Source organism: Citrobacter sp. Ce129 (assembly GCF_030334545.1).
Classification (GTDB): domain Bacteria; phylum Pseudomonadota; class Gammaproteobacteria; order Enterobacterales; family Enterobacteriaceae; genus Citrobacter; species Citrobacter europaeus.
In genome coordinates this window covers 1-15,328 of sequence record NZ_JAOWDS010000047.1, presented here as the reverse complement: position 1 = coordinate 15,328, position 15,328 = coordinate 1, and the positions used below count along the sequence as shown (strand labels likewise).

Genomic DNA, 15,328 nt, shown 5'->3' with positions numbered 1-15,328 from the left:
TCGATCCAACTCCGTTTAAACCGGCTTCACGCCAGCACCCAGCAGGGCGTTTTCGAATTTATCGAGGAAAATTTCCAGCTCAGCGTTGGTGATCAGCAGAGACGGCAGCAGACGCAGGACGCAGCCATTGCGACCACCGCGCTCCAGAATCAGGCCGTTTTCGAAGCATTTTTTCTGCAGCAGCGCGGCCAGTTCGCCATCGGCCGGGTAGCAGCCCATGTGATCCTGCGCTTCGCCCGGCTTCACGATTTCCAGACCGATCATCAGACCGAGGCCACGCACCTGGCCAATAACCGGGTAGCGTTTCTGCAGGTCAGCCAGTTTGCCTTTCAGCCACTCGCCCTGGGCGGCAACTTTATCGGCAATCTTGTCGTCTTTGAGGATCTTCAGCGTTGTCAGACCGGTCGCCATCGCCAGTTGGTTACCGCGGAAGGTGCCAGTGTGGTGGCCCGGAGACCACGCGTCGAACTGCTTCTTAATACCCAGCACCGCCAACGGCAGACCGCCGCCAACCGCTTTGGACATCACGATGATGTCTGGCTCAATACCAGCGTGCTCGAAGGCGAACAGTTTACCGGTACGCGCGAAGCCAGCCTGAACTTCATCGATAATCAGCAGAATGCCGTGTTCCTGCGTCACTTTACGAATGCGCTGCAGCCACTCGACCGGCGCCGGGTTTACGCCGCCTTCGCCCTGCACCGCTTCGAGGATCACGGCTGCCGGTTTACGCACGCCGCTTTCAACGTCGTTGATCAGGTTTTCAAAGTAGTAGGTTAATGCTTTCACGCCAGCCTCACCGCCAATACCCAGCGGGCAGCGGTACTGATGCGGATACGGCATAAACTGCACTTCCGCCATCATGTTACTGACCGCTTCTTTCGGCGACAGGTTGCCGGTCACGGACAGCGCACCGTGCGTCATCCCGTGGTAGCCACCAGAGAAGCTAATGATGCTGGAACGGCCGGTGACTTTCTTCGCCAGCTTCAGCGCCGCTTCAACGGCATCAGCGCCGGACGGCCCGGTGAACTGCAGGCAATATTCTTTGCCCTGGCCCGGTAATAAAGAAAGTAAATAAGATGAGAATTCATCTTTTAACGGCGTGGTAAGGTCAAGCGTATGTAACGGTAAGCCGCTTGTGATGACACTTTGAATGCTTTGCAGCACTTCAGGATGGTTATGACCAAGCGCCAGAGTTCCGGCGCCTGCCAGACAATCAAGATATTGATTATTTTCTACATCAGTAATCCAGACGCCCTGTGCTTTGGCAATTGCCAATGGCAGTTTACGCGGATAGCTGCGGACATTAGATTCAAACTCAGCCTGTCTTGCTAAAAAGGTATCATTGCTCTGTGGTAATGAATTAGCACTTAAAGTATCAATACGGACTTTATCCGTCATCATATCACTCCTACAACCAGGTGTAGATTAACGCCTGATTGAATAAATGGTTATAAGGATTACCTGTAAAAAAGCGCGGCTAATATATGTTGTTTTAGCACAGGACTCAATCATTTATTTTCCCGTCGCTTAAATAAGCATTTTCACCTTAAAATTCAAAACGTAACACTCATTCAACATTACGAAATCATAAAGTAATATAGCTATTTATTTTACAAAACCGTACCCAGTTGCAACGCCTGTGATGTAATAAAAACCATGGAATTTTCATGTTTTTATTATTTTTTTACACGTTTTTACCATTAATAATGTACGCGTTTTCTTGTTACGACATGATTTTTCACTTATTTATCGATAAATCGAATAAAAAAGTCGATCCCTAAATATAAATCACTTAGTATGGCGCGCTTATTTACAGGCTATGTAGATAAAATTAATGCGCAGCACCCGATAACGCGTACAGGCGACACGCGTTATCGACAACAGGTATTCCCTGGGTTGTCAGCAGAAATGTTCGCGGGCGGACATTTCGTAAGGTGAACGTCGTTCCCTTATGCCGAGAATGAAAATTTTCTAGCCATACTTTTATGGCGCCCTGATATGAGATTGTTATGACTCGCATTTATCCACCATCCGTCGTTGCCAAATTTGGCGGCACCAGCGTCGCTGATTTTGATGCGATGAACCGCAGCGCCAGCATTGTCCTTGCTGATCACGATGTCCGTTTAGTCGTACTGTCTGCTTCCGCAGGCGTCACAAACTTACTGGTCGAGCTTTCTGAAGGTCTGGAAACGCATCAACAATTAGATAAGCTTGAGACCTTACGCGCCATCCAATACAACATTATTTCCCGCCTGAAGCAGCCGTCCGTTATCAGTACGGAAATCGATAATCTTCTCAACAATATTCGTCATCTTGCGCAAACGGCGACGGTTTCACCGTCCGATGCGCTAAGCGATGATTTGGTTAGTCACGGCGAGCTGATGTCCTCTTTGCTGTTTACTGAAGTGTTACGTGAACGACATGCTGAGGCCGGGTGGTTTGACGCCCGCAGCGTAATGCGTACCAATTCGAACTTCGGCTGCGCGGAACCCGAACTTAGCACCCTGCACCACCAGGTGGAGACACACTTGCGCCCTCGTCTTGAGCAAGCGATTATGGTGACTCAGGGATTTATTGGCCGTGATGCCGCTGGGCATACCACAACGCTTGGACGCGGCGGTAGTGATTACACGGCAACGCTTTTCGGTGAGGCGCTTCACGCCACACGCGTGGACATCTGGACCGACGTTGCAGGGATCTACACCACCGATCCGCGCATTGCGCCGCGGGCCAAACGCATCGACCACATCTCATTTTCCGAGGCCAGCGATATGGCCGCCTACGGGGCGAAGGTCCTCCACCCGGCTACGCTGCTCCCGGCAATGCGTAAAAGCATTCCGGTCTTTGTAGGCTCCAGTAAGGATACTGCCGCCGGAGGTACGCTGGTACACAATACCACCGATAATCCACCGCGCTACCGTGCGCTTGCCGTGCGCCGTAAACAGACGTTGTTGCGATTACATCGTCTGGAGACACAGCCGTTCTGTTCTTTCCTGGCACAGTCCTTCGCCATTTTAGCTCGCCACGCGGTCACGGTGGATTTGGTTACAACCTCAGAGAATAGTATTGCGTTGGCGCTGGACGCCACTCATGCAACCTCAGGTGAAGACCATGTGCTGACCACGGCATTGTTTACCGCATTGTCCTCCCACTGTCGTGTGGAAGTGGAAACCGGACTGGCATTAGTCACTTTGGTGGGGAATCAACTGACCCAGGCTGCGGGGGTTTGCAAAGACGTTTTTGCCTGGCTCGAAGAGCATACGGTGCGAATGATTTGCCACGGTGCGTCAAACGATAACCTGAGCATTCTGTTACCGGCTGAAGCTGCGGATAGCGCGGTTAAGGCGTTACATTATCGATTATTCGAATAACGTTTCTTATATTCGGTAGTGAACAGAAGAGCGTTTAATGCAAGTGTAATGAACAAACAGAGCCCTGGTTTTTCGACCAGGACTTTGTGTTCTTAACGCAGCACTTATTTAGTTATGACGATGATTGGTATCACCGCGACGGCAGCGTTTGTCATAATGGCGCACCCACCAGTAACGGTCACTGATTTGTTCATGCCCACCCACTCTGGCACCTGCCAACCAGAGAACACCACCAACAAAAATACTGAGCACGGCACCATGTGCGAAAAACTGTGGCAGATTAAATTGCGGCAGTTGGTTTAAAATAGAGTAACCGACACCACCTACCATCACCACCAACCCTAAAGCCATGAGCACGTTACCGAGTAACGAAGCGTTTTTGCGTTTCATGTGTCACCTCCGGAACTTTGGGTTGTTACAGGGAATACCCCTAATCCTTATGTGTAAAGTATAGACAACACTGCCGTTCGCAAGTGCGGGAGCGATCACAATTACAAACACTCACGCAACAAAACTTTACAAATAAGCTACTGAACACACTCAATTTCTAATAGTCCACTTGTGCAATTATTCAGCTTTTGGCGATTAGCACGCAGTTTTTTGTCAACAGCAGCCTCAGACAGTAAACTACACGTCGTTTATGGAAACACTCAGGACAAAACACGTGGCGATTAAATTGATTGTCGGCCTGGCGAACCCCGGCGCAGAGTATGCGGCAACGCGACACAACGCAGGCGCATGGTATGTCGATCTTCTGGCAGAGAGATTACGCGCTCCCCTGCGCGATGAGCCGAAATTCTTCGGCTATACCTCCAGAGTAACGCTCGAAGGGGAAGATGTTCGTTTGCTGGTGCCGACCACATTTATGAATCTGAGCGGCAAGGCTGTCGGCGCGATGGCCAGTTTTTATCGAATTAATCCCGATGAAATTTTGGTCGCACACGACGAGTTAGACCTGCCGCCTGGTGTAGCCAAATTTAAGCTTGGCGGCGGTCATGGCGGACACAATGGCCTGAAAGACATCATCAGTAAGTTGGGCAATAACCCTAACTTTCATCGTTTACGCGTCGGAATTGGGCATCCGGGCGATAAAAACAAGGTTGTCGGATTTGTTTTAGGCAAACCGCCTGTTTCAGAACAGAAGTTAATTGATGAAGCGATTGACGAAGCGGCACGTTGTACCGAGATTTTATTCAAAGATGGCCTGACCAAGGCAACGAGCCGGTTACACACCTTTAAAGCGCAATAAGCAGCGATGTGCGGCATTTTTCTCGCGTGCTGTGTATAATAGGCAAAGTTATTTACTTTTCTACAATCTGTTTTCTATAACAGGTTGAATATCAAAAGATTAAGGTGATTTAAACATGGGATTCAAATGCGGTATCGTCGGTTTGCCAAACGTAGGCAAATCTACCCTGTTCAACGCGCTCACAAAAGCGGGTATTGAAGCGGCAAACTTCCCGTTCTGTACTATCGAGCCGAACACGGGTGTTGTCCCGATGCCCGATCCGCGTCTGGATCAGCTGGCCGAAATCGTCAAACCGCAGCGTATCCTGCCAACCACGATGGAATTCGTCGACATTGCCGGTCTGGTAAAAGGCGCATCCAAAGGTGAAGGCCTGGGTAACCAGTTCCTGACCAACATCCGTGAAACCGAAGCTATCGGCCATGTGGTTCGCTGCTTTGAAAACGACAACATCATCCACGTTAATAACAAAGTGGATCCGGCTGACGACATTGAAGTTATCAATACCGAACTGGCACTGTCTGACCTGGATACCTGTGAGCGCGCTATCCATCGCGTACAGAAGAAGGCCAAGGGCGGCGATAAAGACGCTAAAGCGGAACTGGCTGCGCTGGAAAAATGCCTGCCACAGCTGGAAAACGCCGGCATGTTGCGCGCTTTGAAAACGCTGACCGAAGAAGACAAAGCAGCCATCAAATACCTGAGCTTCCTGACGCTGAAGCCAACGATGTATATCGCCAACGTCAACGAAGATGGTTTTGAAAACAACCCATACCTCGATAAAGTGCGCGAAATCGCGGCGGCAGAAGGGTCTGTTGTTGTTGCCGTTTGCGCTGCCGTTGAAGCTGACATCGCAGAACTCGATGATGCTGACCGTGAAGAATTCATGGCTGAAATGGGTCTGGAAGAGCCGGGCCTGAACCGCGTTATCCGCGCTGGTTACGAGCTGCTGAACCTGCAGACCTACTTCACCGCCGGCGTGAAAGAAGTCCGCGCGTGGACCATCCCTGTCGGTGCGACCGCTCCGCAGGCTGCCGGTAAGATCCACACCGACTTCGAGAAAGGCTTTATCCGTGCGCAAACCATCGCGTTTGAAGACTTCATCACCTACAAGGGTGAGCAAGGCGCGAAAGAAGCCGGTAAGATGCGTGCAGAAGGTAAAGACTACATCGTTAAAGATGGCGACGTGATGAACTTCCTGTTCAACGTCTAAATAAAATTTGTTGTCTCATGAGATCTTAATACATCTCATAAGAATCACAAAAAACTATAAAATCCACGCAATTGCGTGGATTTTTCATTTCACAGACTTATTCAGGTAAACATAGCCATCACATGCCCAATTGTTTTATGAATTTAATTCATAGCGGCTATTTAATGTGCGTAATTATCTTTCTGCCCAGTTTCGTTAAGCTGAACAATAAATACTGAATAAGTCGATACCCCTCGGGGTATCGACAGATACGGATTAAATATTTTTATCAAAATAGACATCTAACTTTTGCATCGCCTGGTCAACGTACTCAGGAACCCAATAAGTCTCGATGTGAGTAGCGCCATCGATCAATAAGAGTTCTTTGTCCTTCGTACCGGTGGCTTTTGCGAACGCATCTTCAGTCATCTAGAGCGTATCCGCTTTTGTACCGGCAATCATCAGCAGCGGTTGATTGATGAGATTGATATGGTCCGTGACGTCAAAACTCATCAAATCCAGCAGACTGCTGGTGGTGTATTTAAACGTAGAGTTCGGGTGGGCGTGAGTTTTCCAGTAATACTCGTAGCCCTGGCGATATAAGGCAAAGGGTAATTTAGCAATCTGTTCATCAGTCAGATTGGCATCGCCGGAGTAAAGCACTTCGCCTCCGGCAGCTTCCTGAGCGCGTGCGTCAGAAGCCTGCTGAAGACGCTGCTGGATAGTATCCAGCTGTGAATCCTGCATACCGTTACGTCGCACCAGGCCTGAATTAAACATACTGATGGTCGCTATCGATTTGAACCGCTTGTCAGTTTCGGCGGCTACCAGTGAATACCCGCCGCCTCCGCAAATACCCAGCAGACCAAGGCGGGCGGTATCTACGCCGGGGTACTGGCTGATGTAATCAGCCATACCGTGGATATCCTCAATGCGATTAGCGGGTTTATCCACGCTGCGAGGCATCCCACCGCTAGCACCCTGATAAGCCGCGTCGGCGGTAATCGTGATGTAGCCCTGTTCGGCGAGACGCTGGGCATACAACCCGGCGACCTGTTCTTTTACGCCGCCATTAGGATGTGCCACCACTACAGCAGGGTATTTTTTGGCGGGATCGTAGTTAGCAGGGGTATAGACATTCGCAGCAATCTGGATGCCATGCAGATCGTATTTCACGGGGTGAATGTTGACCTTGCCTTTGACGTTCTCAGTGATGGCGCCGTCATAGGCCAGCGTGAATTGATTTTTTTTGTAATCAGCCGCATTGGCTGAGGTCACTCCAGCCATTGCCGTGAGCAATATTGCGCTGATAAGCGTGAATTTCATGGTCTCTCCCGATGAGTGTCGGCCTGGTTATTCAGGCTCGCGGATTAAATTTGCAGGCTCAGATTAGGGTGCGAGCGCTGTCAGCATCCTGACGCGGAAATAACATTTTTGTCAGGTAACCGTCAGCTTTATGTTGGCAATCAGAAGGCAAAATGGTCTCAGTAACAGGGTTGTTCAGGTATTGAAGCACCGATGAAAAGCTAAGAGGAAGTCCCGTTATGCGCCTGTTGTTAGTCGAAGATGAAGAAAAAACGTCAACATACCTTAACCGTGCGTTGAGTGAGTCCGGATTTACGGTAGATGTCTCTGCAGACGGCGCTGAAGGTCTTCATTACGCGCTGGAGTTCGACTACGACGCGATAATACTGGATGTGATGCTGCCGGGGATGGATGGTTACCGGGTACTTGAGAGTGTGCGAGCAGCCAAACAGACGCCGGTGCTGATGCTTTCGGCTCGCGGCTCAGTCGATGAACGTGTTGAAGGGCTGCGTCTTGGCGCGGATGATTATCTGCCTAAGCCCTTTTCGCTTATTGAGCTGGTGGCGCGTATTCAGGCCCTGGTGCGTCGTCGTTCTACGGATGGCGTGGACATCACTCAACTGCAAATTCACGATCTGCAGCTCGACCTGCTGGCTCGTCGGGTATTTCGCGCCGGAACACGGCTGGAACTGACCGCGAAAGAGTTTTCCCTGTTGAGCCTTCTGGCCCGACATCAGGGAGAGATCCTGTCAAAGATGATGATTGCTGAGCAGATATGGGACATGAACTTTGATAGCGATGCCAACGTGGTTGAAGTGGCCATTAAACGCCTACGAGCCAAAGTGGATGCCCCGTTCGATATCAAACTGCTGCATACCGTTCGTGGCATGGGTTATGTCCTCGAAGTCCGGTCCAAATAAATGAAGGGGATAAGCTTGCCTGAGCGTTCCATCTCCGTTCACCTGGCGCTGATGTTTGCCTTATCCGCGCTGCTGATTGTGTCCGTTATCGGTATCCTGCTCAGAAGCTCTTTGCATGACTCTTTGCAAAAGCAGATGCACAACGAATTGTTATTTCGTGAGTCATTGATGAGTCCGTGGATCACCGCACGAACCTCGGCTGACGGCTGGTCACTGCTTGCCAATAAATTCACCGTGTTAACCAATTCTGAAGGTGAACGCGTTCGTTACTGGATAGTGAGCGATAACCCACGCTTTAGCATGGGGGGAACACCACCGGTGGGTGTTGAGTGGTCTTCTTTACAGGAAGGCTTTAATAAAGTGCCCGGCGCATCGGAAGGTGCCTGCTCGCTGTTTCTGTTAGTGAAAACGATCCCCGCCAACGGTGAAAGGCCTGAGCTGCGCTATATCGTTGCCATCGACTCCACGCCGTATATGGGCACACTGAATGCCTTCACCCGGACGCTGTTAATCATTACCGCGCTGGGCGTCGTGATTGTCGCTTTACTGGGATACTTCGTTTCAAGGATCGGTCTTCGTCCCGTTGGGGCGCTCAGTAAACAGGCCCGGCATCTTGCACCGGGAAACCATGGCCAGCGCATGAACTCCGGACTCCGCTTACGAATCTGATCGGCCAGACGCAACTGGGGCTCTCGCGCCGACGCTCGCATGATGAACTGGAAGAATTATTGGGCTCCAATCTGGAAGAACTGGAACGCATGGCGTCTATCGTTAACGACATGCTGTTCCTGTCCCATGCCCACGCGGGTGAACATGCGTCCCAGTTGACCCAAGTGTCGCTGCGAAAAGAAACCCTGAAAACAGCGGAGTACGTTGAACCTTCTTTTGCTGAAAAACAGCTCTCTCTGGATGTTCAGGGCGACGTGATCGCGCACATCGACCGACGTCTGTTCCATCGCTCATTGGCTAATTTACTGGAAAACAGCGCAAGGCATTCGCCGTCCAATAGCACGGTTACGGTGCGGTTAAGCGAAACCGGTCATCAAGCCTGTGTTGAAGTGTCAAACCTGGGCGATCCGATAGCACCAGAGCACTTACACTGGCTTTTCGAGCGGTTCTATCGCGTTGACACCTCCCGGGCGAGGAGTGATACCCACCATGGACTGGGCCTGTCGATCGTGCGTGCCGTCGCCATTATGCACAAGGGAGATGTCTTTGCCCGTAGTGAAGGTGGCATCAATACATTTGGCCTCACCTTTGCGATACAAGCGGATAAAGCGGCGGGCAATGCTCAATCCGGCACTGAGCCGGGACCCGGGTTAACTGACAGAATTGTCAGGGGGGCGTCAGCCTGACGTCATCACCCTCTCGATAAAATCATCGCAGGCAATCCCCTCTTCATTGATAAGGACGCTTTGCATGATCAGACATTTACGTTACCTCGGGCTGTTACTGCCGATTACATTTTCATCCTGGGCAGCGGAGCAAAATCCCGCTGTCCATATCACCCCCGCAGGAAGTCAGAACGCGGTATATGGGCCCGCCGAGAACTTTACCGGTCGCGTCCGGGTTGATCCTCTCTTCAGACCGGATAACAACATCCCTGTTTCCGGGGCTTATGTCACGTTTGAACCCGGCGCTCGTTCCGCCTGGCATACGCATCCGGCAGGTCAGCGGCTGATTGTAACCTCGGGTGTGGGGCTCACCCAACAAGAAGGCCAGCCGGTGCAGGTTATCCGCGCCGGTGACGTTGTCTCTTGCCCGGCGGGCGTCAAACACTGGCACGGGGCGGCTCCCGGCAGTGCGATGACGCATCTGGCGATAACCGGGATTGTGGATGGCAAAAGCGTTAACTGGAAGGAGTTAGTGACAGATGAACAATACCACGCCCATTAAAGCATTAGCGGCAGCGGTACTGCTGACCTTTGGTTTTGGTCTCGCGGCACATGCTGCCCCCGTCAATAAAGGAGCCTCAGAAATGAACCACGAACAAACGGTTTCAGATACGCTGTCAGTCCGCCAACAGGCCATCCCGCTGATTGCGGCATCAATGGCCAGCAGTCAGATGGATAAGCTGAATGCAGCCCTGAATCAGGGACTGGATGCCGGGCTCACGATAAACGAAACCAAAGAGATTCTCGTCCAGCTTTACGCCTATACGGGCTTCCCCCGTAGCCTGAATGCGCTTAGTGAACTGATGAAGGTCGTCGAAGCACGTAAACAACGTGGCATCGAAGACGTTGAAGGTAAAGAACCGGTCGCCACCATCCCTGTCGGGGATGAGCTTCGCCGTGTCGGTACCGCAAACCAGACGAAAATCTCAGGCGCTCCCGTCCAGGGTCCGCTGTTTGATTTTGCCCCGGTCATTAACCAGTTCCTGCAAACGCATCTTTTCGGTGACATTTTCGCCCGCGATAACCTCGACTGGCAAAGCCGCGAGCTGGCAACGGTGGGTGCATTAGCGGCCACGCCAGGCGTTGAAGCCCAGCTGCTGTCGCATACCCGAGCAAGCATGCGGGTCGGCCTGACGGCAGCGCAGCTGCGCCAGCTCGCACAGGTTCTGCGTGAACATGGCGAAAATGATGCAGCAACGCGAGCAGAAAAGGCGCTGCAACAGGCGCTCGATGGCAAATAAGGGCAATCAGGGGTGCTAAATAATTAACGCGGACAACTCAGATATTATTGAGCGGCAAACATAACAGAGGATGTAATCTTGAAGACAATCTTAAAAACACTGGCCATCTGCGTAATGGCGGGCGGCCTGGTGGCTCAGTCGGTCTATGCCGAGCCGCTGGTCATTCAGGAACAAGGAAGCTTTTCTGCTGGTGGCACTATCATCACCGCACCAGGAACATTTGATGCAAAAAAGCCGCTGGATTCAGCTGGCCAAACCTGGCATGGCGATCATGCCTCAGTGTTCTACCAAATCCCGGAGAATCCGCATAAATACCCTATCGTCATGCTGCACGGCGCAGGTCAGTTCTCCCGTACCTGGGAAAGTACCCCGGATGGCCGCGAAGGGTTCCAGAACATCTTCCTGCGGCGCGGATTCTCAACCTATCTTGTCGATCAGCCACGTCGGGGCAGCGCCGGGCGCACGACGGTAGAAGGTACTGTTACGCCTAAATCGGATGAACAAATGTGGTTTAACCAGTTCCGAGTTGGCGTGTGGCCAGAGTATTTTAAAGGTGTTCAGTTTTCTCACGACAAAGAAGCGTTGAACCAGTATTTCCGTCAGATGACCCCGAACACCGGGCCGTTTGATATCAATGTCATCTCTGATGCGATGTCCGCCGTCGTGAATAAATCCGGCCCCGCTATCCTCTTCACCCACTCTCAGGGCGGTGGACCAGGCTGGTACACGGCGATGAAAAATGACAAGGTCAAAGCCATTGTCGCCTTCGAGCCTGGCAGCAGCTTTGTCTTCCCGGAAAAAGAACTCCCAGCCCCTATGCCAAGCGCGTTCGACACACTGAAGGGTGAGCCAGTGCCGATGGAGCAGTTTATGGCTCTGACCAAAATCCCGATTCTGATTATTTACGGCGATAACATACCGGATAAACCTGTCGCCATGCCCGCGCAGGACAGCTGGCGCGTACGTCTGGCGATGGCTCGCGAATGGCGTGATGTGGTGAACAAGCATGGCGGGGATGTCACTGTGACGCATCTGCCAGAAGTGGGAATCAAAGGGAATACCCACTTCCCGTTCTCTGATTTAAATAATGTGCAGATTGCTGATTTGGTGAGTAAATTCTTGAAAGAGAAAAATTTGCAGTAGCCGTTTTAGAAAATCACCTAAATCATTTAAAAGAGCGCCCAACACATAGTGGGCGCTCATCGCCTTGTGTAACTTATTCAAGTACCGGCAAAATATAACCTTTACGCGCACTTTGCCATGCAAGAACAGCGAGGCCCAACGCAATGAAGGACAGAATTGCGCCCGCCCAGTTCGGAGAAGCCAGTCCAAAACCCGCAGCAATGGTTACCCCACCGGCCCATGCCCCCAGCGCATTTCCCAGATTAAACATGCCGATATTGACCGAGGCCGCCATTGTCGGGGCTCCCGCATGGCTGGCGCGCTCCATAACCAGTTTCTGAATCGGTGAGACCGTCGCGAAGCCGAAGGCCGCCATCAGGAAGACTGAGATGCCGGCAACCCACTGGCTTTCAACACCCGCCCAGAAGACCAGCAGCACCAACCCCTGAGCCGCGAGGGTAACGAACAGCGTGCCAAACAGAGAGCGGTCAGCGAAGCGTCCACCAATCCAGTTACCGACAGCAAGTCCCAGACCAAACAGCACCATTAACCCTGCCACGCCGCCTGAGGAGAAACCGGCCTCCTGCACCATCATTGGCGCAATATAGGTAATCGAGGTGAAAAAGGCGGCCGGACCGAAAATCGTGATCCCCATGACCAGCAGCACCTGCGGGTCAACAAAGGCTCTCAGTTCGTTGCGTAAAGCAATAGCTTTGCCTTTCGCAATATGCGGAACCAGCACGGCTATGCTTGCCATCGTCAGCACCCCGATACCAGCAATGATCCAGAATACCAGCCGCCAGCTAAAGGTTTGCGCAAGCCACGTACCCACCGGAACGCCAAGCAGATTGGCTAACGTCAGCCCCGAAAACATAAAGGCAATGGCGCTTGCCTGGCGTCCGGGTGCCACCAGCGATGCGGCAATAATCGAGCCGATACCAAAAAAGGCACCGTGATTAAAAGAGGTAATAATACGACCGACAATGGCTATCGCCATCGTCGGCGCGATGGCCGTAATGATATTACCGACCGTAAAAATACCCGCCAGCGTAATCAGCATGGCCTTGCGGGGGATCCTCGCGCCAATAATCGTTAACAGCGGTGCACCAATAAATACGCCCAGCGCGTATGACGTCGCCATCATTCCCGCCTTCGGGATACTGACGCTAAATTCTGCTGCGATTTGTGGCAGGATCCCGGCGATGACAAATTCCGTCAGGCCGATACCAAATGCGCCCACGGCGAGGGCGAAAAGTGCGATAGGCATTGCAACTCCATTATTCGTTTTATGGCTTAATAATATTAGGTAGAATTAAGTATATTCATATTTTCATTCAGATTGAGAAGCCCTATGAGCGCATTTGATAAAGAAAAAGATGGTATTCGGCAGACAAGACATAAACCGGCGGAATTGGATGCCATTGACCGAAAAATATTAAGTGCCCTGGCAGAGGATGCAGGACGCAGCTACACGGAATTGAGTGAGATTGTGAACTTATCAGCCCCGGCGGTTCACGATCGCGTAAAACGACTGAAGCGCGATGGGGTGATCAAGGGTACCGTGGCGGTCCTGGATGGCTGCAAGCTGGGACGGACGCTGTTAACGTTTCTGGTTATCGACACCAGTAGCTATCAGGCGACGCGCGCCCTTTTGCAGTTCACCAGCCGCAAGGAGGTGGAAGAATTGCATACCGTTGCCGGCGACGGCTGCGTCTTTATCAAAGTACGCGCCGCCGATACCGAATCGCTGGAAAATTTCCTGATGGAGATTCAGAGCCTTGAGGGCGTACGTTCCGTACGCAGCTATATTGCGCTTTCCACTTTTCTGGAGCGCGGGCCCTCGCCGGATTAACGCGCACCGGCCTTCTGGCGTGCGGTAAAAAAGGTCAGTACGCCCGCGCAAAGGAGCAGCACGCTACTCATGGCAAACGTGCTCTGCCAACCGAGGTGGTCAAACACGATGCCTCCTGCCGTTGATCCAAGGGCGATGGAGAGCTGAATCACCGCGACCATGAGCCCGCCTCCGGCTTCTGCGTTATCAGGCAACGTACGCGCAATCCATGTCCACCATCCGGTTGGCGCAGCGGTGGCCAGCATGCCCCAGAGCCCTAACAGCAACGAAACCGTCCAGACCAGATGCCCGGTCAGCATCAGGCCGATGGCAATGACGGCCATCAGTCCGGGTATGACCATCAGCGTGGGATAGAATTTTCTGTTGAGGAATGTCGAAACAACCAGCGTGCCGATAAAACCGGCTACGCCGATAATCAGCAAAATCAACGACAAGCCTGAGGAATCAACCCGCGTCACGGTCTCCAGGAACGGGCGCACATAGGTAAATAGCGTAAACTGGCCCATGAAAAACAGGCCGCAGGCCAGCATGCCAACCGCAACCACGCGGCGGCTAAGTATGCGGAATACATCGCCAGGTGACGTGCGGCTTTTATTCGCATCCATACTGGGCAGGCTGATGCACTGCCAGATAAAGGCGACCACCGCGATGGGCACCAGGCACAAGAAAGCGCCTCGCCATCCGACCGTGGCACCCAGATAGCTTCCCAGCGGCGCGGCCACGACCGTCGCCAGCGCATTACCGGCATTGAAAATCGCCAGCGCACGCGTGACCTGTTGCTGCGGCACCAGACGAATCGCCGTTGCCGCAGACATCGACCAGAATCCGCCAATCGCCATACCGATCATCGCGCGACCGATCATATACATCAGATAACTGGAAGCCAGCGCAATAATAAGCCCCGATACGGCCATCAGAACCGTCATTCCCAGCAGCAGGAATTTACGATTCATCTTTCCTGCTAGCGTTGAAAGCGTCAGGCTGGTCAGAACCGCCAGTGCGCCGGAGATGGCAATCCCCTGGCCTGCCAGCCCCTCCGTCACGCCTAAATCGCGGGCAATCGGCGTGAGCAGGCTGACGGGCATAAATTCAGAAGCAATCAGCACAAACACGCACAGGGTCATGGCAAAAATACCGCCCCAGTATGCGCGCTGATGATGAGATGATGGTGTTTGGTTTAGCGTCGACATAGTGAAATTTCACGAAGATCAGGATAAAAGCCACCCGCCAGAGGCCGGTGGCTTTGCATCAATTCAGGAGAGGGTTTATTTCAGTTTGGTCTGGAAAAATTGTTCGAACTTCGCGAAAGGTATTTTTCCGGCCACGTTATCGTAGAGGTCCACATGATTTGCCCCTGGCACCACTACCAGTTCTTTGTCTTTACTGCCAATCGCCTTGAAAGCATCTTCAGCAAAATAGCGTGAATGCGCTTTCTCACCGGTCACAATAAGCGTTGGGATGGTGATTTCACTGGCGTAGCTCAGCAGCGGCATATTCATAAACGACAGTGGCATCGTTGCCGTCCACGCCCCGGTCGAGTTAACGGAACGCTCGTGGAAGCCGCGCGGCATGCGATAGTAATCGAAGAACTCTTTCAGTATCGGATGCGGATTTGCCGGCAGCGTTTCTGGCAGAACGCGCTCGCCCGCGCTGGCCTTGCCGTTGCTGTCGACGTTAATATCATG

At 52.3% G+C, this 15,328-nt stretch carries 13 protein-coding genes and 2 pseudogenes; 9 read left to right on the top strand and 6 right to left on the bottom strand.

Annotated elements, in window-relative coordinates; all coding sequences use genetic code 11:
• Positions 1–15: 15 nt before the first annotated feature.
• Positions 16–1,401, bottom strand: coding sequence for a diaminobutyrate--2-oxoglutarate transaminase (locus OGV77_RS00985; RefSeq protein ID WP_087050475.1), 1,386 nt, complete (start codon positions 1,399–1,401; stop codon positions 16–18).
• A 608-nt stretch (positions 1,402–2,009) separates the two neighbouring features.
• Between OGV77_RS00985 and lysC the strand changes: the two genes are divergently transcribed.
• On the top strand, positions 2,010–3,371 hold the full coding sequence (lysC, locus tag OGV77_RS00980) for a lysine-sensitive aspartokinase 3 (protein WP_087050474.1): 1,362 nt from the start codon (positions 2,010–2,012) through the stop codon (positions 3,369–3,371).
• A 108-nt stretch (positions 3,372–3,479) separates the two neighbouring features.
• Here the strand turns inward: lysC and ychH are convergent, their stop codons facing one another.
• Positions 3,480–3,761, bottom strand: a complete 282-nt coding sequence (ychH, locus tag OGV77_RS00975) for a stress-induced protein YchH (protein WP_003833480.1) — start codon at positions 3,759–3,761, stop codon at positions 3,480–3,482.
• A gap of 274 nt (positions 3,762–4,035) precedes the next feature.
• On the opposite strand from ychH, the gene pth reads away from it, so the two are divergent.
• Together pth and ychF are read left to right on the top strand one after the other, a co-directional pair.
• Positions 4,036–4,620 carry an aminoacyl-tRNA hydrolase gene (gene pth / locus OGV77_RS00970; protein WP_003020814.1) on the top strand — a complete coding sequence of 195 codons (585 nt, stop codon included), beginning with the start codon at positions 4,036–4,038 and terminating at the stop codon, positions 4,618–4,620.
• Between the two features lie 115 nt (positions 4,621–4,735).
• Complete coding sequence (gene ychF / locus OGV77_RS00965) at positions 4,736–5,830, top strand: redox-regulated ATPase YchF (protein ID WP_043016108.1); 1,095 nt, start codon at positions 4,736–4,738, stop codon at positions 5,828–5,830.
• 255 nt (positions 5,831–6,085) lie between these two features.
• Here ychF and OGV77_RS00960 read toward each other — a convergent pair.
• Positions 6,086–7,135: pseudogene (locus OGV77_RS00960) on the bottom strand (alpha/beta hydrolase).
• A gap of 218 nt (positions 7,136–7,353) precedes the next feature.
• Between OGV77_RS00960 and OGV77_RS00955 the strand changes: the two are divergent.
• The 5 genes and pseudogenes from OGV77_RS00955 to OGV77_RS00935 all read left to right on the top strand — a co-directional run bounded on the left by OGV77_RS00955 (position 7,354) and on the right by OGV77_RS00935 (position 11,812).
• Positions 7,354–8,034 carry a heavy metal response regulator transcription factor gene (locus tag OGV77_RS00955; RefSeq protein ID WP_087050473.1) on the top strand — a complete coding sequence of 227 codons (681 nt, stop codon included), beginning with the start codon at positions 7,354–7,356 and terminating at the stop codon, positions 8,032–8,034.
• A pseudogene (locus tag OGV77_RS00950) lies at positions 8,035–9,389 on the top strand (ATP-binding protein). It abuts the gene before it with no gap.
• Positions 9,390–9,453: 64 nt separating this feature from the next.
• On the top strand, positions 9,454–9,930 hold the full coding sequence (locus OGV77_RS00945; protein ID WP_043016104.1) for a (R)-mandelonitrile lyase: 477 nt from the start codon (positions 9,454–9,456) through the stop codon (positions 9,928–9,930).
• A complete protein-coding gene (locus OGV77_RS00940) occupies positions 9,908–10,669 on the top strand; it encodes a carboxymuconolactone decarboxylase family protein (RefSeq protein WP_087050472.1) in 762 nt (253 codons plus the stop codon). Before OGV77_RS00945 ends, OGV77_RS00940 begins: the two co-directional genes overlap by 23 nt.
• Positions 10,670–10,747: 78 nt before the next feature.
• The gene (locus tag OGV77_RS00935) at positions 10,748–11,812 is read left to right on the top strand and encodes an alpha/beta hydrolase (RefSeq protein WP_087050471.1); all 1,065 of its coding nucleotides are present in this window, start codon (positions 10,748–10,750) and stop codon (positions 11,810–11,812) included.
• A gap of 73 nt (positions 11,813–11,885) precedes the next feature.
• Here OGV77_RS00935 and OGV77_RS00930 read toward each other — a convergent pair whose 3' ends face one another.
• Entirely contained in the window at positions 11,886–13,058 is a 1,173-nt protein-coding gene (locus tag OGV77_RS00930) for an MFS transporter (RefSeq protein ID WP_043016100.1), read from the bottom strand.
• An 84-nt stretch (positions 13,059–13,142) separates the two neighbouring features.
• Here OGV77_RS00930 and OGV77_RS00925 point away from each other — a divergent pair, with 84 nt between their 5' ends.
• Positions 13,143–13,643 (top strand): Lrp/AsnC family transcriptional regulator, encoded by a 501-nt coding sequence (locus OGV77_RS00925; RefSeq protein ID WP_087050470.1) that lies wholly within the window; start codon positions 13,143–13,145, stop codon positions 13,641–13,643.
• Here OGV77_RS00925 and OGV77_RS00920 read toward each other — a convergent pair.
• Complete coding sequence (locus OGV77_RS00920) at positions 13,640–14,767, bottom strand: MFS transporter (protein ID WP_043017892.1); 1,128 nt, start codon at positions 14,765–14,767, stop codon at positions 13,640–13,642. The genes OGV77_RS00925 and OGV77_RS00920 overlap by 4 nt on opposite strands.
• Before the next feature lie 141 nt (positions 14,768–14,908).
• Positions 14,909–15,328: alpha/beta hydrolase (locus tag OGV77_RS00915; RefSeq protein ID WP_141110927.1), on the bottom strand; the 420-nt coding region annotated here is incomplete at its 5' end.